Annotated in this window: 16 protein-coding genes and 1 riboswitch; of the genes, 9 read left to right on the top strand and 7 right to left on the bottom strand. The window is 61.2% G+C overall.

Annotation, left to right across the window (positions count from 1 at the left end; all coding sequences use genetic code 11):
- Window positions 1-70: 70 nt before the first annotated feature.
- Complete coding sequence (locus tag ACODR6_RS09910) at window positions 71-358, bottom strand: YMGG-like glycine zipper-containing protein (protein WP_130283108.1); 288 nt, start codon at window positions 356-358, stop codon at window positions 71-73.
- A gap of 28 nt (window positions 359-386) precedes the next feature.
- Window positions 387-542, bottom strand: a complete 156-nt coding sequence (locus ACODR6_RS09905; protein ID WP_112718243.1) for a DUF3309 family protein — start codon at window positions 540-542, stop codon at window positions 387-389.
- Window positions 543-1,274: 732 nt separating this feature from the next.
- Here ACODR6_RS09905 and ACODR6_RS09900 point away from each other — a divergent pair.
- The 5 genes from ACODR6_RS09900 to ACODR6_RS09880 all read left to right on the top strand — a co-directional run bounded on the left by ACODR6_RS09900 (window position 1,275) and on the right by ACODR6_RS09880 (window position 7,506).
- Window positions 1,275-4,358, top strand: coding sequence for a helicase-related protein (locus ACODR6_RS09900; protein WP_489022431.1), 3,084 nt, complete (start codon window positions 1,275-1,277; stop codon window positions 4,356-4,358).
- A gap of 3 nt (window positions 4,359-4,361) precedes the next feature.
- Window positions 4,362-4,766: an RNA-binding S4 domain-containing protein gene (locus tag ACODR6_RS09895; RefSeq protein ID WP_112718249.1), complete on the top strand. Its 405-nt coding sequence runs from the start codon at window positions 4,362-4,364 to the stop codon at window positions 4,764-4,766.
- Between the two features lie 193 nt (window positions 4,767-4,959).
- Complete coding sequence (gene fdxA, locus ACODR6_RS09890; protein ID WP_112718251.1) at window positions 4,960-5,298, top strand: ferredoxin FdxA; 339 nt, start codon at window positions 4,960-4,962, stop codon at window positions 5,296-5,298.
- Between the two features lie 397 nt (window positions 5,299-5,695).
- A complete protein-coding gene (locus tag ACODR6_RS09885; RefSeq protein ID WP_112718253.1) occupies window positions 5,696-6,268 on the top strand; it encodes a CarD family transcriptional regulator in 573 nt (190 codons plus the stop codon).
- Window positions 6,269-6,642: 374 nt separating this feature from the next.
- Window positions 6,643-7,506 carry an RNA polymerase factor sigma-32 gene (locus ACODR6_RS09880; RefSeq protein ID WP_112718255.1) on the top strand — a complete coding sequence of 288 codons (864 nt, stop codon included), beginning with the start codon at window positions 6,643-6,645 and terminating at the stop codon, window positions 7,504-7,506.
- 50 nt (window positions 7,507-7,556) lie between these two features.
- On the opposite strand, the gene ACODR6_RS09875 is transcribed toward ACODR6_RS09880, so the two are convergent.
- The 5 genes from ACODR6_RS09875 to ACODR6_RS09855 form a co-directional block, all read right to left on the bottom strand.
- A complete protein-coding gene (locus ACODR6_RS09875) occupies window positions 7,557-9,101 on the bottom strand; it encodes a M48 family metalloprotease (protein ID WP_489022430.1) in 1,545 nt (514 codons plus the stop codon).
- A gap of 252 nt (window positions 9,102-9,353) precedes the next feature.
- On the bottom strand, window positions 9,354-10,064 hold the full coding sequence (locus tag ACODR6_RS09870; RefSeq protein WP_203429955.1) for a thiamine ABC transporter ATP-binding protein: 711 nt from the start codon (window positions 10,062-10,064) through the stop codon (window positions 9,354-9,356).
- Entirely contained in the window at window positions 10,051-11,688 is a 1,638-nt protein-coding gene (thiP, locus tag ACODR6_RS09865; RefSeq protein WP_489022514.1) for a thiamine/thiamine pyrophosphate ABC transporter permease ThiP, read from the bottom strand. The genes ACODR6_RS09870 and thiP overlap by 14 nt, the downstream gene beginning before the upstream one ends.
- A complete protein-coding gene (gene thiB, locus ACODR6_RS09860; RefSeq protein WP_489022429.1) occupies window positions 11,688-12,710 on the bottom strand; it encodes a thiamine ABC transporter substrate binding subunit in 1,023 nt (340 codons plus the stop codon). The genes thiP and thiB overlap by 1 nt, the downstream gene beginning before the upstream one ends.
- A gap of 52 nt (window positions 12,711-12,762) precedes the next feature.
- Window positions 12,763-12,875: riboswitch (TPP riboswitch) on the bottom strand.
- A gap of 56 nt (window positions 12,876-12,931) precedes the next feature.
- Window positions 12,932-14,467: an MDR family MFS transporter gene (locus ACODR6_RS09855; protein ID WP_112718491.1), complete on the bottom strand. Its 1,536-nt coding sequence runs from the start codon at window positions 14,465-14,467 to the stop codon at window positions 12,932-12,934.
- Window positions 14,468-14,582: 115 nt separating this feature from the next.
- Here ACODR6_RS09855 and ACODR6_RS09850 point away from each other — a divergent pair, with 115 nt between their 5' ends.
- From ACODR6_RS09850 to ACODR6_RS09835, 4 genes are all read left to right on the top strand, one after another.
- A complete protein-coding gene (locus ACODR6_RS09850) occupies window positions 14,583-15,110 on the top strand; it encodes a MarR family winged helix-turn-helix transcriptional regulator (RefSeq protein WP_489022428.1) in 528 nt (175 codons plus the stop codon).
- A 42-nt stretch (window positions 15,111-15,152) separates the two neighbouring features.
- Entirely contained in the window at window positions 15,153-15,809 is a 657-nt protein-coding gene (locus tag ACODR6_RS09845; RefSeq protein ID WP_489022427.1) for a thiamine diphosphokinase, read from the top strand.
- Between the two features lie 3 nt (window positions 15,810-15,812).
- Window positions 15,813-17,636, top strand: a complete 1,824-nt coding sequence (locus tag ACODR6_RS09840; protein WP_489022426.1) for an ABC-F family ATP-binding cassette domain-containing protein — start codon at window positions 15,813-15,815, stop codon at window positions 17,634-17,636.
- 118 nt (window positions 17,637-17,754) lie between these two features.
- On the top strand, window positions 17,755-18,378 hold the full coding sequence (locus ACODR6_RS09835; protein WP_489022425.1) for a hypothetical protein: 624 nt from the start codon (window positions 17,755-17,757) through the stop codon (window positions 18,376-18,378).
- Window positions 18,379-18,380: the final 2 nt, after the last annotated feature.

Genomic DNA, 18,380 nt, shown 5'->3' with positions numbered 1-18,380 from the left:
AACGCGCCGTTGACGAGGAGCACAAATAAAAACGGGCGCCGAAGCGCCCGTTCATCACGCGATCACTGCATTAGCAACGTACATCGCGTCTTTGGCCATTCACGATGATGTAGCAACCGTAACGGTCGCGGTAGACCCGGTGATTGTAGCGGCCATTGCGCTGATCGACAGAGTTGCCGACTGCAGCGCCGACCAGGCCGCCTGCAACGGCGCCGACGGCGGCGCCGCCCCAGCTGTTGGAAACCGCACCGCCAATAAGGGCGCCAGAGCCAGCGCCGATGGCGGTGCCCTGCTCAGTTGCCGTGCACGATGCGAGCGCACCTACGAGTGCTGCAACGAGAACAACTTTCTTCATCATGACTTACAACTCCCCAGTTACATGGCCTTTAGATGCGGCCCATCAGGACAAGGATAATGATAATAACGAGAACTAGCCCTAAACCGCCAGAAGGTCCATAGCCCCAGCCGCGGCTATAACCCCAATTCGGCAGTGCGCCGATCAAAAGCAGAATAAGGATAATGAGAAGTATCGTGCTAAGCATGTTTTCCGGTCCTTCAACTCACGCCGAGTTTCGAATGGACAATAAACACGCGTCCCGGGTTTTTGTTCCCGGCTAAACTTATTTATGTACGTGAACGGATTTCGCCTTATTTACGATTGCGGACTTTATATTGGGCGAAAAGATAAAAACGCGGAAGCTAGGAAAAAGTTCCGTCCCTCGTTCTGTTTTTTAACAGGCGGTAAAATTGCGCCGGAAAACGTTAATGCGATCGGCCGCAACGAAAAAAGATCCACGCGAGGCCTTCCGCATATAGTCGCTTGCTGCACCCGGCATCAACATCTAGCGGCGAACAAAGCGCGAAACTTCGGAGGTCGGTGATTCGTCTGTGATTCGTTCCGGCTTTGGCCCGAAGGTTAATTTTCGCGGATTTTGCAAATTTCTTTGTCGGGCAATTGACAGGCGATTCTCGGCTAATGGGCCGTGGGCTTGGCTCAACGTGCCCTCTGAGCCGCCGGATTCAGCATCTAGTGGGAAAAACTGATTCAAAACCAATACTTAGCCGTGAACAAAAGCTGAATCAGCGGGAGTCAGCGATTCGTCGCCGATTCGTTCTCAAGCTGTTCCGAATCTAAAAACAGAGGCTTAGCGGCGGTCCTTGAATCAAAATAGCAGCGCATATCGGCGGCCCGGCTCTTGCGTTTGCTGGCCCGCCTGTCCATGTGTTGTCTGCCGACTTGACCCTGAGGCTCCCCCGCCTCACTTGCATGGACCATGACACAGAATTCGCAGCCCATGATCCTGAGCGGACGCGGCGTTACCGCGGTGCTCGGACCGACCAATACAGGCAAGACGCATTATGCCATCGAGCGCATGGTCGCGCACGGTACCGGTGTGATCGGTCTGCCGCTGCGCCTTCTGGCGCGCGAGGTCTATACGCGGCTGGTCGAAAAGGTCGGTGCGCATAACGTTGCGCTGGTGACCGGCGAAGAGAAGATCTCGCCGCCGAATGCCCGCTTCTCCGTCTGCACCGTCGAGGCGATGCCGCGGGAAACCAAGGCCGCCTTCGTGGCGATCGACGAAGTGCAGCTCGCCGGCGATCTCGAACGCGGGCATATCTTTACCGACCGCATCCTGCATCTGCGCGGCCGCGACGAAACCCTGCTTCTCGGCGCCGGGACGATGCGTCCGATCCTGCAGCAGCTGCTGCCGGGGATCACCGTCGTGGAGCGGCCGCGCCTGTCGCAACTCCTCTACGCCGGCCAGAAGAAGATTACCCGGCTGCCGCAGCGCTCGGCCATCGTCGCCTTCTCGGCTGACGAGGTTTATGCGATCGCCGAACTGATCCGCCGTCAGCGCGGTGGTGCTGCAGTCGTTCTCGGGGCGCTCAGCCCGCGCACCCGCAATGCCCAGGTGGCGCTCTATCAGGCGGGCGATGTCGAATATCTGGTGGCGACCGATGCGATTGGCATGGGTCTGAACCTCGATGTCGATCATGTCGCCTTTGCGCAGGACCGGAAATTCGACGGCTACCAGTTCCGCAATCTCAATCCGGCCGAGCTCGGCCAGATCGCCGGCCGCGCCGGCCGCCATGTCCGGGATGGCACCTTCGGGGTCACCGGTCAGGTCGCGCCGTTTGACGATGAGCTGGTGCAGAGGATCGAGTCGCACGAGTTCGACAACGTCAAGGTTCTGCAGTGGCGGACCAAGGAACTGGATTTCGGATCGATACAATCGCTGCGGGCAAGTCTCGAAAAGCCGCCGAGCGTCCAGGGTCTGACACGGGCGCTGCCGGCTGTCGATCAGCAGGCGTTGGAGCATCTTTCACGATATCCGGAAATTATTGACCTTGCGACAAAGCCCGAAAGGGTTGAAAAGCTCTGGGAGGCTTGTGCGCTGCCCGATTACCGGCGCATTGCACCGGCCCAGCATGCCGATCTGATCTCGACGCTCTTTTCCGATCTTGTGCGCTATGGCACGGTTAACGAGGATTTCCTCGCGGAGCAGGTGCACCGTGCGGACCGCACGGACGGTGAAATCGACACGCTTTCGGCGCGAATCGCGCAGATAAGAACCTGGACCTATGTGTCGAACCGGCCCGGCTGGCTTGCCGATCCGACACACTGGCAGGAAAAGACGCGGGAAATCGAAGATCGATTGTCCGATGCGTTACATGAAAGGTTGACGAAACGCTTTGTTGATCGCAGGACATCTGTGCTCATGAAGCGCCTGAGAGAGAATGCGATGCTGGAAGCTGAAATCAGTGTGAATGGTGATGTCTTTGTGGAGGGGCATCATGTGGGTCAGTTGAGCGGATTCCGCTTTACGCCCGTCGGTGGGACGGATGGACCGGACGCCAAGGCCGTACAGGCTGCTTCACAGAAGGCGCTTGCTCTGGAATTCGAAGCGCGCGCAGCGCGCATGCATGCCGCTGGCAATGGCGATCTGGCGATCAGCGCCGATGGCCTGATCCGCTGGCTCGGCGATCCCGTTGCCCGGCTGTCCGGCAGCGACCATGTGATGCGTCCGCGGGTGATCCTGCTTGCCGACGAGCAGCTGACCGGCAATGCGCGCGATCACGTCGCCGCCCGCGTCGAGCGCTTCGTCAATCATCACATCAGCACGGTTTTGAAGCCGCTCGACGATCTGTCGCGCGCCGAAGACCTGCAGGGTCTTGCCAAGGGTCTGGCGTTCCAGCTCGTCGAGAATCTCGGTGTTCTGTTCCGCCGCGACGTTGCCGACGACGTCAAGTCGCTGGATCAGGATGGCCGTGCCTCGATGCGCCGCTATGGCGTGCGTTTCGGCGCTTATCATATCTTCGTCCCGGCACTCTTGAAGCCGGCTCCGGCCGAGCTCATCACGTTGCTCTGGGCGCTCAAGAACGACGGCCTCGACAAGCCGGGTTACGGCGACCTCATTCCGGTGCTTGCCGCCGGACGCACGTCTGTCGTCACCGATCCGAGCTTCGAGCGCACTTTCTACAAGCTTGCCGGTTTCCGGTTCCTCGGAAAGCGCGCCGTCCGTATCGACATCCTCGAGCGGCTTGCCGACATCATCCGTCCGCTGCTGCAATGGAAGCCGGGTCAGGCAAACCGTCCCGAAGGCGCTTATGACGGCCGCCGTTTCACGACGACGACTGCGATGCTGTCGATCCTCGGTGCGACGCTTGAAGACATGGAAGAGATCCTCAAGGGTCTCGGCTATCGCGCCGACGCCGTGAAGGCTGAGGAGGCGGCTGCTCATCTGGCTGTGCAGGACGCTTCGGCGGCACCTGCTGCAGCCGCCGAGCCTGCAGCGGAAGATGCTTCCGAGAAGGCCGATCACGACGACGCCGACCAGGCTGACGAAGCAACGGCTGAAACGCCGGCTGCCGAAGCGGCACCGGTCGCGGTTGAGGTCGCTGCCGAGGCTGCTCCGGCCGCCGCAGACGGCGAACCCACCGAGCCGAAGCCGGTTCTCCTGTGGCGTCTTGGCGGCCGCAACGACAACCAGCGTCAGGCCCGCAATCATGGCGGCGAACGCCGTGGCGGTGGCAATAACGAGCGTCCTCAGGGCAACCGCCGTCATGGTGGTGGCGAAGGCGGTGAGAACCGTGAAGGTCGCGACAACCGCGATGGCAACCGCCAGCAGCGTGGCCGCGACGGCGGTAAGCCGCATCAGGGCCGTGGCGACCGCAACGACCAGCGTGGCGATCGTCAGGACCGTGGTGACCGCAAGGATCGCAACGACCGTAACAACAACCGCGGCGGCGCCCAGCCGCTGCGCTTCGAGGCCAAGCCGCCGCGCAAGGAAAAGCCGATCGATCCGGATTCACCTTTCGCAAAGCTCGCTGCCTTGAAGGAGCAGATGAAGAAGTAACCGATGGGCGGGGAGACACAGCCAGCAAGCGGTTCGCGTCAGCGTCTCGATAAATGGCTGTTCTTCACGCGCATGGTGAAATCGCGCTCCCTGGCGCAAAGCCATATCCAATCGGGACACGTTCGCATCAATGGCGAACGTGTTTCCCAGCCCAGCCAGACCGTGAAAATCGGCGACCGTATCGAGCTGCAGCTCGAGCGGCGTGACGTGGTCTTGGTGGTCAAGCAGCCCGGCGAGCGGCGTGGCCCGTTTGAGGAAGCGAAGCTGCTTTACGAAGACCTGACGCCGCCTGCGGATGAGACCAAACGCCTCACCCCCTATGAGCAGGCGATCCGCGCAGCGGGCGCAGGGCGGCCCACGAAGAAAGAGCGCCGTGCAATCGACAAGCTCCAGTCGGGCGAGGATTAGAAAACTCTATCCAAACCGGCCGCTTTTGAAGATCGATTATCCTTGAAATCGGCCTGTAAAGCCGGTACGTCACATCAACTCGCCGGATAGCGTTCTAGCCTCCCAAGCCAGTACACGCTGCCCCTCCGGCTCAGGGAAAGACGCGACGTTCCAGGTTGGTCTGCCCCGCTCGCGTGAAATCCTGGAGTTCTTCATGACCTATGTCGTGACCGACAATTGCATTCGCTGCAAATATACCGACTGCGTGGAAGTCTGCCCGGTCGATTGCTTCTATGAGGGCGAGAATTTCCTCGTCATCCACCCTGATGAATGCATCGATTGCGGCGTTTGCGAGCCGGAATGTCCTGCCGAGGCGATCAAGCCGGATACCGAGCCGGGTCTCGACAAGTGGCTCAAGATCAACGCCGAATATGCCAGCATCTGGCCCAACATCACCGTCAAGAAGGACTCGATGCCCGAGGCCAAGGAGATGGATGGCGAGACCGGCAAATTCGAGAAGTACTTCTCCGAAAAGCCCGGCTCAGGCGACTGAGGCCAAGCTGCTGAAATCCGCTTGAAATCGGGTTCAGATGGCGCTTAAACGTTTCAAGTGATGCTTCTCTAATATGTGAGCCATGTGTTGCCCGCATGACTCACACGCACCAAATTATTGATTTCCTCATATTTTTGTGATAGGTTCTGAACACTGACCCATTTGAGGCACGAAGCGTGCCCAAAACCATCACGAAAGCAAATAAAATCCGTACGCGGTTCCCGTGACATATCAACATCTTGAGCTGTCCGATCGTTGATCGCGCGCATGAATTTCTTTTGCTTCTGTCTGGTGGGACCAGAGTGAAGTCACCCGACGGTAATCAACCGTCTCATCCGGGCCTGACTGACCCGGCTCCGGCCGCCGCCGGAAGCGTAACAGGGAGTTTTTGATTAGAATGACGACCCAGCAGAAAAAACCTTCAGCAGCTCGCCACGGCTTCAAGACCGGTGAATCGATCGTCTACCCCGCTCATGGGGTCGGTACCATCAGCGCTATCGAAGAGCAAGAAGTTGCCGGCATGAAGCTTGAACTTTTCGTAATCGATTTCGAAAAGGACAAGATGCGCCTGAAGGTTCCGGTCGCAAAAGCGATGAGCATCGGCATGCGCAAGCTGTCGGAGACCGATTTCGTTGAGCGCGCGCTCAAGGTTGTCCAGGGCAAGGCACGCGTCAAGCGCACCATGTGGTCGCGCCGTGCGCAGGAATACGATGCCAAGATCAATTCGGGCGACCTGATTTCGATCGCGGAAGTCGTACGCGACCTCTACCGCGCCGAAAACCAGCCGGAGCAGTCCTATTCCGAGCGTCAGCTCTATGAAGCTGCCCTCGACCGCATGGCCCGCGAAATCGCCGCCGTCAACAAGATGTCGGAAACCGAAGCCGTCCGCCTCGTCGAGACCAACCTGAACAAGGGTCCGAAGCGCGGCAAGGCCATCGAAGAAGACGACTCTCAGGACGAAGCCGCATAATAGCGCTTTGTTTTTCCTTGCAAAAAACCCGGCCTTCGAGCCGGGTTTTTTATTGGAACTTTTTCCGTGCTGACGCGTTTAAACCTCGTAAGTGCGGACAAAAGCCAGGTGAACCCACCGATCGTCCGCTGTTGTAAACGTTCGATGAGGAGTGGGTCATGACTTCCACATATTGCCAGAGCGGCAACGTGAAGAAACAGATCCTGCTTTACCGTCTGACCGGTACTTGATGAAGAGATAGGGCCTCGTCCTGAAAAGTCCAGGAGCGGGGCCTTTTGCATTCGAGAGCTGAATTTGATCCGGACGGCGACGTTCCGGAAACGAACCTTCATTGTTTTTGTTTTGGGCGCGAGGCCTGATTTTAGGAGACCGATATGAAGAACATGTCTGCAGACCGGCGCATGATCAAAATAGCGATGGCGGCTCCCTATCTCGCCCGCGAGGAAGAACATGAACTGGCGATCCGCTGGAAGGACAATGAAGACCGCGGCGCCCGCAACCAGATCGCCATGGCCCATATGCGCCTCGTCATCTCGATGGCCGGCAAGTTCCGCAATTTCGGTCTGCCGATGAGCGATCTCGTGCAGGAGGGCTATGTCGGTCTCTTGGAAGCCGCTGCCCGTTTCGAGCCGGAGCGCGAAGTTCGTTTCTCCACCTATGCCAGCTGGTGGATCCGTGCGTCGATCCAAGATTATATCCTGCGCAACTGGTCGATCGTCCGCGGCGGTACGAGTTCCGCGCAGAAAGCGCTTTTCTTCAATCTTCGCCGCCTTCGCGCCAAGCTTGCCCGCGGCGATACGCAGCTGACCCTGCAATCCATTCATCAGGAAATCGCCGCAGCCCTCGGCGTCAGCCTTGCCGACGTTCAGACGATGGATGCGCGGCTTTCCAGCAACGATGCGTCGCTGCAGGCGCCGTCTGTCTCCGGCGACGCCGACAGTGCCGAGAAGATGGATTTCCTCGTCAGCGACGATCCCCTGCCCGATGAGCAGGTCTCCAACATGATCGATGGCGAGCGCCGCCGCGTGTGGCTCGCCTCTGCGCTGACGCATCTCAACGAGCGCGAGATGAAGATCATCAGCGCCCGCCGTCTCGCTGAGGATGGAGCGACGCTCGAAGAGCTCGGCGCCGATCTCGGAATTTCCAAGGAGCGTGTGCGCCAGATCGAAAGCCGGGCGATGGAGAAGCTCCGCAGCGCGCTCGTGAGCGCCGACCCGCACATGGCCGCCTACGCCTGAACGTTCTTACTCCCAGTAGCACAGACTGGCCCGGTTCATCCGGGCCTCTTTTATTCGGCGATGATTTTGACGCGGTCGCCGGGGGCGACGGTGGCGCCTGTCGGCAGCGCATTGATGAGCTTGAAGAGATCGAGCTTGCGATCGGTGCCCATCATGCGGGCGGCAAGCGTCGTGATGTTGTCGCCCGGGCGGACGGTGACGACGCGGATGCGCAGCGGCTTCAGCGACGACATCTCATCCGGGGTCATGCGGCGGAAGCTGGCGCGCAGGACATCCGCTGTCTGCTGCAGGGCCGTGCTGCCCTTAGGAACGGCTGTCAGGAAGCGGAAGATCTGCTGATTGTTGCGGATGACCGTGACGTCGAAATCCCAGCGGTCAGCGCTGGCACGGGCGGTTGCCGCTTCCATGCCGTTGATCGTCGTCGCCTGGATCGTCGAGGGATCGAGGCCGGTGACCCAGCCGCTCGAGATATAGTTGGTCAGGCTCTGGTTGTTGCTGTCGGCAACGCCATCGAAACGGATGGCGATATCGCCGGGGCCGGTCGCCATGACGGCTTCGACCTTGTTGTCGATGGTGAAATCGGGCGGTACGTCGAAGCGGATGCCGAGACCGCCATGCAGGAAGGTCTGGCCGCGCACATAGCCCTCTTCCGGGCTGTCGCCGTAGAGCAGACCGTCGATGCCATCGAGATAATAGTCACGGCCCTTGTCGCCGACCTTGCCTTCCTGACCGAAGGCGCGGGCGTGGTCGCGGGCCAGCTCGATACGCTGCGCGGAATTCGGATGGCTCGACAAGAAGTCCAGGCTCTGGTCGGCATCCGGATCGGCCGACATGAAGCGGCTGTATGCGGCCATGCTGTCGAGGAAGCGGCCAGCAGCATAGGGGTCGTAACCGGCTTCGCCCAGCATACGTACGCCGATGACGTCGGCCTGCAGCTCCTGCTGGCGGGAGAAGGCGGCGAGGCGCAGCTTGCCGCGGGCGAGCGCCTGCTTGCCGGCGATATCGCTGGAGAGGACTTCCGCAACGACACGGCTGGCGATGACTTCGGCTTCTTCGCGCTTCTGGCGCTCGATGCCGTGATTGGCCGTCACGTGACCCATTTCGTGCGAGAGCACGGCGGCAACCTCGGAGGCATCATTGGCAAGCGCCAGCAGGCCGCGTGTCACGTAGAGATAGCCGCCCGGCAGCGCGAAGGCGTTGATCGCCGGCGAATTCAGGATTGTGATGCGATAGGACTGGCTCGGATTTTCCGAAACGGCCGTCAGCGCGCCGGCAATGCGGGCAACGAGGCGTTCGGTCTTGGCGTCCTTGTATTCACCGCCATAGCTCGCGACGATGCGCGGGTGTTCGCGGGCGCCCATCGCGGCGCGCGGATCGTTCTTCTGCACTTCATCGACGATCTGCGGATTGGACGAGGGCGAGACGGTCGGCTGGTAGGATTGCTCGATGATCGACTGGCAGCTGTTAAGCGCGACTGCGGCAGCAGTCAGCAGCAGCGCATGCCGTCCCCGGTGGCGCAAAGTGGAAAGCATAGTCCTGGAGGGCGCGGGTCTCGTCCACGTCTTCATGCTGTCCAGTCTGGCTCTCCGAGTCATCTTGCTTTTCAGCCGGTTCGCCGCTTTATCGATCCGGCCACTTCCAACGGGGTTCAACAGGCGCCCATCCTGGCTCTCGCAGTGCACAACGGATGGATACAGGTCATTGCTGTAGCTGATTTCCGCATCGGTTGCATAGCGAGACTCTGCTTAATTGTGGCGCCGTTGTAATTTAGCAAGCTTGGCGTGGTTAAGGAGTTCTTTCGCTCGGATGAAATTGTGGCGAAAGTGCCATCGCACCCTGCAGATTCGTCAACCGCGCAGAAATTGCCGCAATGCGGGCATATCTTTTCGCGCGAGATATTCATCGATCGGCGCGGCAAGCGCGATCGCGCCATGGTCGATGAAGACCCCATAGCTGGCGATGCGGCGGACTTCGTCCGGGTCATGCGAGACGACGATCACGGTGCTGCCGGTCTCGCGCTGCATCGTCGTCAGAAGCTCCACCATGCCGCTGCGCAAACCGGGATCGAGGGCAGCGAAGGGTTCATCGAGAAGCAGGATCGGGCGATTGCGGACGAGGGCGCGGGCGAAGGCGGCGCGTTGGCGCTCGCCGCCTGACAGTGTCGCCGGAAGCCGCTTCTCGAAGCCTGCAAGTCCGACCTGCGCCAGCGCCGCCGAGATGCGGCTACGGTCCGCCTGCGTGAGCTTCAGGGCCGGATTGATGCCCAGCCCGATATTGGTGAAGATATCGAGATGGGCGAAGAGATTGTTGTCCTGGAAGACGAGCGATACCGGCCGCTCTGACGGATGGACGCCGGTGACGTCCCTGCCATCAAGCAGCACCTGGCCACTCTCCGGTATCTCGAAGCCTGCCAGCAGATTGAGGAAGGTCGATTTTCCGGCGCCCGAGGGGCCGGTCACGGCGATGATCTGGCCGCCGGGGAGTGCGCAATCGAAGTGAAAAGCATGGCTGCCAAGTGTCAGGCGGACGTTCTGCATAGCGATATCAGCGGCCGTCATCGGCACCATGTCCTCGCACCTGGCCGGATGTTCCGGCGATTGTCAGCAACAGGCATATCACGCCGAGGATCAGCGCAAAGCCATCGGCATCATTGGTTCTGTAGCTTCCCATGCGGCTATAGACTAGCCACGGCAGGGTGATGAAACCATCTGACCCAAAAAGAGCAACGGCGCCGAGATCACCGAGCGACAGCGCCATAGCGAAAGACAGGGCGGTGAGGAACGGCCTGCGCAGCCCCGGCCAATCGATAAGCCGCAGCCGCGCGATGCCGGCGATCCCGAGGCTTGCCGATAGCCGCGCCGTACGGCGCTGATGGACGAGATAGGCCGGTTCGAGCACGCGCATGACGAAGGGCAGCGCCATCAGCATGTTGATCAAGACGACGAGGGCAGGCGCGAAAATTTCTGCATCTCCGAACGGTCGCAGGGTCATGAACCATCCTGTGGCAAGCACGACCGGCGGGGCCAATAGCACCATCGAAGATGCGCCGCCCATCGTGGCGAAGAAGGCGCGGTTGCCACGGCCGGACTGCTTGCTGGTGGCGATGGTCTGGCGGGCGCGGATCAGGGCTGCCGATACCAGCAGCGCCAGTGTGGCGGCGGAGATGGATATACCGAAGCTCATCGCCGCGGCCTGCCAGAAGACGGGTTCGCCAAGCAGTTTCGGCAGGTCGGCTTTCAGGCCGGCGACGACGACCGAGAGAAGTGGCGACAGGAGAAAGGCTGTGACGACGATCAATAGCAGGCTGTCCAATAGCCTCGCTGTGGGCTTCCTGCCATCGAAACGCATTGCTCGTTGGCCCGTCGTCAGCCCCTCGTCAGGGCTCGCTGGCAGGAGCGACATGGCGGCGAGGACGAGGCCGGTCAGCGCGATCTGCAGCAGGGAAAGTGCGACGGCGCGGCCGGGATCGAAATCGAAGCGAAGCGACTGGTAGATCGCCACCTCGACCGTCGTTGCCGCAGGACCGCCGCCGAGCGTCAGCACCAGCGTGAAGCTGGTGGCACAGAGCATGAAGATCAGCCCCGCGATACCGGGGATCAGGCCGCGGATGGCGGGCCATTCGATGAAACGGAAGATGGCGCGCTGACGCATGCCGAGATTGCTCGCCATCAGCCAGTATTCAGAGGGCAGCCGTTCAAGACCGGCAAGCATCAGCCGGCAGGCGAGCGGCAGGTTGAAGAAGACGTGGGCAAGCAGAATGCCGGTCAGGCCATAGATGCTGACGGGTTCGGCGAGGCCGAGTTTCGTCAGCGCGCTGTTGAGCAGGCCCTGCCTGCCCCAGATGCCGATCAGGCCGAGCGCGCCGATCAGGACGGGCAGTCCCATCGGCACCGCCATCAGCCGGATGATCCAGATGCGGCCGGGAAATTGCGGCTGGCGGGCGAGCGACCGCGCGACAGGGATCGCCAGGAAAACCGATAGCAGCGTGGAGAGGACTGCCTGCAGCAGCGTGAAGCGCAGGACGCGGAGGATATAGGGATCGGAAATGATCCCGGCAAAGGCAGCGCCCCCGCCGGAGGCGGCAAGCGAAACGGCAGCGATACCGATGAAAAGCAGGATGGCGGCGAGCGCAATTGCGCCGCCCGCCAATGCATTTCGCCGTTCCGCCGCCGTCTGCAGCATCAGTTCATGCTCATCGCCGCAAGCCACTCGTCGATCCAGGCCTTGCGGTTCTTGGCGACGTCATCCGGCGACATCAGGAAAGTCTTGGAGGGGTTGACGAGCTTGCCGAAAGCATCCGGCAGGGGCGTGGATGTCGCCGAGACCGGCATCATCCAGTTGTTGGTCGGGATCGTGTCCTGGAAGCCGGGGGTGACCATGAACTTCAGGAAGTCGCGGGCAAGATCCTTGTCTGGCGCGTTCTTCAGCAGGCCGGCGACTTCGATCTGGATATAGTGGCCCTCGGAGAAGGCGGCCGCCTGATAGCGGTCGGTGTTTTCAGCGACCATGTGGTAAGCCGGGGACGTCGTATAGGAGAGCACCATCGGCGCCTCGCCCTTGGTGAACAGGCCATAGGCCTCCGACCAGCCTGGCGTGACCGTCAGGATGCGGTTCTTGAGCTTGGCCCAGGCTTCCGGCGCCTTGTCGCCGTAAACGGACTTCACCCAAAGCAGCAGGCCGAGACCCGGCGTAGAGGTGCGCGGATCCTCGATGACGATCTTCTGCGACGGGTCGCCGTCGACCAGTTCCTGCATGCTTTTCGGTGGGTTCTTTACCGTCTGCGTGTCGTAGATGATGGCGAAGTGGCCGTAGTCATAGGGAACGAAGACATCGTCCTTGAAATCGCCGGGTACCTTCAAGGCGCTGGTATCGACGCCGCTGGCGTCAAACAGGCCCGTATCCTTGGCTTCGGTGATCAAGTTGGTGTCGATGCCGAGCACGACGTCGGCCTTCGTCGAGGCGCCCTCGAGCTTGAGGCGTGAGAGAAGGGCGACGCCATCGGCGACGCTCACGAAATTGACGGTGCAGGCGCAGGTCTTCTCGAAGGCTTCCTTCACCTTGGGGCCAGGACCCCATTCGGAGGTGAAGCTTTCGTAGGTATAGACCGTCAGCGTCTTGTCTGCGGCCTGGGCCGGAGCGATGGCTGAGGTAACGGCGAGAAGCGCCGTGGCGAAAAGTGCGATCAATGGTTTGCGGCCGGGCATGGCGCGCCTCCTCCTATACAAGTTGTTTCACGGGAAAAGGGCGGTGCCTGGTGTCACGCGCGCATCTAATCCCTCCGCCGGTGTTAACCGGATCAGGTTCCGCGGGTTGGCTTGAAGCCTCTCAGCCAGCTGTCCTTGCGGACACGGGCACCCCGTTAGAGCGTTGGCAGATGTATAGTGGTGACGGCTTTATGACAAGGGCGAAGCTCGCCCTCGTCAGGTCACTCGGCTGCTTCAGCTGCAGCCGCAGACGTCTTCGCTTCGCCGTGGCGCGGCAGCTGTACTGGCTTCAGCAGGAACGCTGCGATCAGGCCGATCAGGGCGAAAGCGCAGGAGGTCATGAAGAGCGGCGTGAAGGCCGCCGAATAGGCATCGGCCACCGCCTGTCGGCTGGCTTCCGGCAATGCCGCCATCATCTTCGGCGTCAGCTGTTCGATATCGGCGACACCGGGGATGGAGACGCCGACCTTGGCGAGTTGCGAGCCGATGATCGCGCCGTAGATCGAGATGGCGATCGAGGCGCCGCCCATGCGCGACAGCGTCACCGAACCCGTTGCAGCACCGACGTCACGGGCCGGAGCCGCGTTCTGCACGCCGATGATCGGTACCTGCTGCGCCAGCCCGATGCCGATGCCGTGCAGGGCCATCAGCAGGCCGATAACTGGTAGGGGCGTTCCAGCGTGAACCTGCGTCAGCAACGCGAAAGCGATGGCGCTGCAGGAGAGGCTGGCGATGGCGAAGGGCTTGTAACGGCCGGTGCGCGAGATGGTGCGGCCGGCAAACAACGAACCGCAGACAAGACCGCCGGTTAGCATGATGAAGAGCAGGCCGGCATGCGAGGGCGAGAGGCCTGTTGTCGTCTGCAGGAACAGCGCGAAATAGTTGGCCATGCCGATGGCGATGCCGCCGCCGGTGATCGACATGATCAAGAGAAGCGGGAAGGTCGGGTTGCGGAACAGCGACAGCGGCACGATCGGTTCGGCAGCGCGGCGCTCGACGAAGACCCAGGCGATGGCGCAGACAACGCCTGCGGCAATGATGCCGAGGCTCTGCGGTGCAAGGATCGAACCGAAGAGCTCGCTGCCATCGGCCATCAGCACGATGCTCGTTGTGGTCATCGCCAGCAGCAGGGCACCGGCATAGTCGATCTTCGGGCGGCGGTGCGGCTTGCGGTAGGGCAGCATCAGCGCCAGGCCGATGAGCACAACGAAACCGATGGGGACATTGACCAGAAAGATCGAGCGCCAGCCGAACAGATCGCTCATCATGCCGCCGAGAACGGGGCCGATGGCGCTCGATGCCATCAGCACGAGGCTGGAATAGCTCTGGTAGCGGGCGCGCTCGCGCGGCTCGAAAAGGTCGGCATTGACGGCGAAGATCGACACCATGATGCCGCCGCCGCCGAGGCCCTGCAGCACGCGGGCGGCAATCAGCGTGTTCATCGAGACAGCCAGACCGCAGACAGCCGAGCCAACGGTGAAGATCGCGATCGCCGTCATCATCACATATTTGCGGCCGAAGAGGTCGCCGAGCTTGCCGTAGACGGGCATCACGGCGCTGAGCGACAGGAGATAGGCCGAGCCGATCCAGCCGAAGCGCTCGAGGTGGCCGAATTCGCCGACGATCGTCGGCAGCGCCGTCGAGACGATCTGATTGTCCAGCGTTGCCATGAACATCGCGGTCATCAAAAACAGGAAGAGAATAAGCCTGCGGCGGGGATCCGTTACGAGCGGCTGGGAGGCAAGCTGCATATCCATGAAGACAGTTCCGATCTTGATCGTCAATTTATGTGACAAAAGCATATAAATGTCAATGACACTTGAATGACGCAGGCATGTTTCCTTCCCGTAAGCCTTCTGTTATGCTCGCCGCATGAACGAGAAACCCGCCCGAATTCACGAGCTCGATCCCCTGTCGCTGGAAAGCGAAAGTGTCTTGAGCATCGGCCAGAGCATGACCCGCATGAAGCTCATGACGGGCCGCAGGCTGATCGGGCGTCTTGCGATCCAGAGCGTCGCGCCGGATCTCGAACTTTCGCATCTCGATGTGCTCGATGCCGTACGCCGCGCGCAGCCGGCGGAGGAAGTGACGGTCGGGACGATCGCGGAGATGCTGCGCATCGATCCGTCACGCGCCAGCCGCGTGGTTGCCGACATGGTCAGCCGCAACATTCTTCGCCGTGCGGCATCGCAGGCCGATGCGCGCCGGATCGTCGTGGTGATGACGCCGATCGGCCAGCGGCTGCTTGCCGAAATCCGTGCGCAGAAGATGGCGCTGATCGGCGAAATCCTCGACGGATGGAGCGAAAAAGACGTCGATGCCTTCGCCGCACTCTATGAGCGCTTCATCGACGGCTATGAAAAAGCCTTCGAACGGCGCGACAAGGGTACGCCCGGCTGAGCGCTGCCCCTTTCCCTCGACCCCTGCTTTGCGCTATGGGCAATGCCCATGACGGAAACCACCTTCACCATCCTGCTTGGCGGCGAGCTGACGCCGACGGAACGGCTGCGCAGCGCCGTTGCCGGTAGCCGCTTCATCGCGGCCGATGGCGGTATGCGGCATGCGGCCGAGCTCGGCGTCGTGCCGGAGCTCTGGGTGGGCGATTTCGATTCCACGGCGCCTGATCTCGAAGGCGCCTTTCCCGATGTACCGAAGCAGCCCTACCCGGCCGCCAAAGCCTCGACGGATGGCGAGATCGCCGTGTCTGAAGCCATTGCGCGTGGGGCAGAACGCTTGATCCTTGCCGGTGCCCTGGCGGGCGAGCGCTCCGACCATGCGCTTCAGCATCTGCTTTACGCCGTCAGCCTGGCAGAAGAGGGTTTCGACCTGCTGCTCACCTCCGGGGTGGAGGAAGCGGTTCCGCTTCTTGCCGGAACCATCGAGCTCGATCTGCCGAAGAACAGCCTGTTTTCAGTTCCCGGGTTCAGCGAACTGCGTGGGCTCTTCATCGAGAACGCCCGCTATCCGCTCTCGGATTTCCATTTACCCTTCGGCTCATCGCGTACCATTTCCAATGTGGCGGAAGGCAAGGTTCGTTTCACGCTCGGCAGCGGCCGCGCGATCATCCTTGCCCGCCCTTATGATCTTTCCGGAGTCTGATTCTTGGCGCCTCCCATTCTCAAACTGGACGACATCTTCCTGAGCTTCGGCGGCACGCCGTTGCTGGCGGGCGCAAGCCTGCAGGTGGAGCCCGGCGACAAGATCTGCCTCGTCGGCCGCAATGGTTCCGGCAAGTCGACACTGCTGAAGATCGCCGCCGGCATTGCCGAGGCGCAGTCCGGCGACGTGTTCCGTCATCCGTCCTCGACCGTGCGTTATCTGGAACAGGCACCAGATTTCGTCGGCTTCTCGACCGTGCAGGCCTATGCCGAAGCCGGGCTCGGGCCGGGCGACGATCCCTATCGTGTCACGTATCTGCTATCGCATCTCGGCCTGACCGGCGAGGAAGACCCGAAGAACCTTTCGGGCGGTGAAGCCCGCCGCGCGGCCCTTGCCCGCGTCATGGCGCCGGAGCCGGATATCCTGCTGCTCGACGAGCCCACCAACCATCTCGACCTGCCGACCATCGAATGGCTGGAAGGCGAGCTGCAGAAGACTCGGAGCGCCCTGGTTCTGATCTCGCATGACCGCCGTTTCCTCGAAAAGGTCTCGACCGCGACTGTCTGGCTCGATCGCGGCACCTCGCGGCGGCTGGATCGCGGCTTCGGCCATTTCGAAGCCTGGCGCGATCAGGTTCTCGAAGCCGAAGAGCTGGAGCAGCACAAGCTCGGCAAGGCGATCGAGCGCGAAGAGCATTGGCTGCGCTACGGCGTCACCGCGCGCCGCAAGCGCAACATGCGCCGCCTCGGCGAATTGCAGACGATGCGCTCGCAATATCGCGGCCACAAGGGTCCGCAGGGCACGGTGCAGGCCACGGTTTCTGATGCACAGGAATCCGGCAAGCTGGTCATCGAAGCCGAGAAGATCACCAAGACTTATGGCGACCGGCCGATCGTGACGCCTTTCTCGATCCGCGTTCATCGTGGCGATTGCATCGGTCTTGTCGGCCCCAACGGCGCCGGCAAGACGACGCTCTTGAAGATGCTGACCGGGCAACTGGAGCCCGATAGCGGAACCGTGAAGCTCGGCACCAATCTGGAAATCGCGACGCTCGACCAGAAACGAGAGGAGCTCAATCCCGAAGATACGCTGGCTAATTATCTGACGGATGGCCGCGGCGAAAACCTGCTGGTCAATGGCGAGCAGCGGCATGTCACCGGCTACATGAAGGAATTTCTGTTTCAGCCGGAGCAGGCGCGCACGCCGATCAAGAATCTCTCCGGCGGCGAACGTGCGCGTCTGATGCTGGCGCGGATTCTATCGCGGCCGACGAACCTCTTGATCCTAGACGAACCGACCAACGACCTGGATATCGAAACGCTCGACCTGTTGCAGGAAATCGTTGCCGGCTTTCCGGGCACGGTCATTCTCGTCAGCCACGATCGTGATTTCCTGGACCGCACCGTGACGTCAACGATCGCGCCTGCCGTTCCGGATGCGCCCGATGGCCGCTGGATCGAATATGCCGGTGGCTATTCCGACATGATGGCGCAGCGCAAAGGCGCGCTGGAGGAGCGGCGTAAGGCGGAGAAGGCTGCCGAGAAGGCAAAGGCGGAGGCTTCGCCTGCTGCCGAGGCGCCGAAAGGCAAAGGCAAGCTTTCCTTCAAGCAGAAATTCGCGCTGGAAAATCTGCCAAAGGAAATGGCAAAGGCCGAGGCCGAGATCGCCAAGCGCGAAGAGAAGATGGCCGATCCCAACCTCTTCACCAAGGATCGCAAGACCTTCGACAAGCTTGCTGCCGAGATGGAAAAGCTGCGCGACAGCCTGACCAAGATGGAAGAGGAATGGCTTGAGCTGGAGATGCTCAGGGAAGAGCTTGAAGGCTAAAACGTAGCCGTTCTGGTGATTTCACGTTTCCTTGATTCGCCGGTTGCCGGGTGCGGCCCTAGAGTCCGCCACGGCAGCCGGGGATATGCCTGCTATCGTGGCGACAAGGAATAGTCATATGTCTCGCAAGTCCTCTTCCGCATTTCTGACGGCGCTCGCCGCCGCAGCCATCAGTTTTTCCGCCGTCCAATCCAGCCATGCCGACGACACCCAGCGTATGCGCATCCGCGGCACCGTCGAAAGCCTGACTGGCGATACGCTGACGATCAAGACCCGCGACGGCAGCGATCAGTCGATCGCCATGCAATCCGGCTACAAGGTCGGCGGCATCCAGCGGGCATCCGTCGACGATATCAAGCCGGGTGATTTCGTCGGTGTCGGCTCGATGCCGAAGGGCAGCGGTCCGAACGATGCGCTGCAGGTGATGATTTTCCCGGCCTCGATGAAGGGCACCGGCGAGGGCAATCGTCCATGGGATGCCAAGCCGAATACCGAGATGACCAATGCAACGGTCAGCACCTCCGTCAAGGCGGTCAACGGCAAGACGATCACGCTCACCTATCAGGGCAAGGAAAAGACGATCGCCATTCCCGATGGCACACAGATCGTAACCATTGCGTCGGCGACCAAGGATGATCTGAAGCCAGGTGCCGCCGTCATCGTCACGGCCGAGAAGGCTGCCGATGGCAGCGTTTCGTCCAAGCAGGTTTCCGTTGGACTCAGCGGCGTCCAGCCGATGTAATG

This window comes from Rhizobium sp. FG96, assembly GCF_057808655.1.
Note: the sequence above shows the minus strand (reverse complement) of the source record. Positions and strands in the feature narration are given on the sequence as shown.

What these genes read in the sequence shown, in the direction of transcription:
- ACODR6_RS09910 (WP_130283108.1), bottom strand. Translation starts at nt 358, where the DNA reads ATGATGAAGAAAGTTGTTCTCGTTGCAGCACTCGTAGGTGCGCTCGCA.
- ACODR6_RS09905 (WP_112718243.1), bottom strand. Translation starts at nt 542, where the DNA reads ATGCTTAGCACGATACTTCTCATTATCCTTATTCTGCTTTTGATCGGC.
- ACODR6_RS09900 (WP_489022431.1), top strand. Translation starts at nt 1,275, where the DNA reads ATGACACAGAATTCGCAGCCCATGATCCTGAGCGGACGCGGCGTTACC.
- ACODR6_RS09895 (WP_112718249.1), top strand. Translation starts at nt 4,362, where the DNA reads ATGGGCGGGGAGACACAGCCAGCAAGCGGTTCGCGTCAGCGTCTCGAT.
- fdxA (WP_112718251.1), top strand. Translation starts at nt 4,960, where the DNA reads ATGACCTATGTCGTGACCGACAATTGCATTCGCTGCAAATATACCGAC.
- ACODR6_RS09885 (WP_112718253.1), top strand. Translation starts at nt 5,696, where the DNA reads ATGACGACCCAGCAGAAAAAACCTTCAGCAGCTCGCCACGGCTTCAAG.
- ACODR6_RS09880 (WP_112718255.1), top strand. Translation starts at nt 6,643, where the DNA reads ATGAAGAACATGTCTGCAGACCGGCGCATGATCAAAATAGCGATGGCG.
- ACODR6_RS09875 (WP_489022430.1), bottom strand. Translation starts at nt 9,101, where the DNA reads ATGACTCGGAGAGCCAGACTGGACAGCATGAAGACGTGGACGAGACCC.
- ACODR6_RS09870 (WP_203429955.1), bottom strand. Translation starts at nt 10,064, where the DNA reads ATGACGGCCGCTGATATCGCTATGCAGAACGTCCGCCTGACACTTGGC.
- thiP (WP_489022514.1), bottom strand. Translation starts at nt 11,688, where the DNA reads ATGCTGCAGACGGCGGCGGAACGGCGAAATGCATTGGCGGGCGGCGCA.
- thiB (WP_489022429.1), bottom strand. Translation starts at nt 12,710, where the DNA reads ATGCCCGGCCGCAAACCATTGATCGCACTTTTCGCCACGGCGCTTCTC.
- ACODR6_RS09855 (WP_112718491.1), bottom strand. Translation starts at nt 14,467, where the DNA reads ATGGATATGCAGCTTGCCTCCCAGCCGCTCGTAACGGATCCCCGCCGC.
- ACODR6_RS09850 (WP_489022428.1), top strand. Translation starts at nt 14,583, where the DNA reads ATGAACGAGAAACCCGCCCGAATTCACGAGCTCGATCCCCTGTCGCTG.
- ACODR6_RS09845 (WP_489022427.1), top strand. Translation starts at nt 15,153, where the DNA reads ATGCCCATGACGGAAACCACCTTCACCATCCTGCTTGGCGGCGAGCTG.
- ACODR6_RS09835 (WP_489022425.1), top strand. Translation starts at nt 17,755, where the DNA reads ATGTCTCGCAAGTCCTCTTCCGCATTTCTGACGGCGCTCGCCGCCGCA.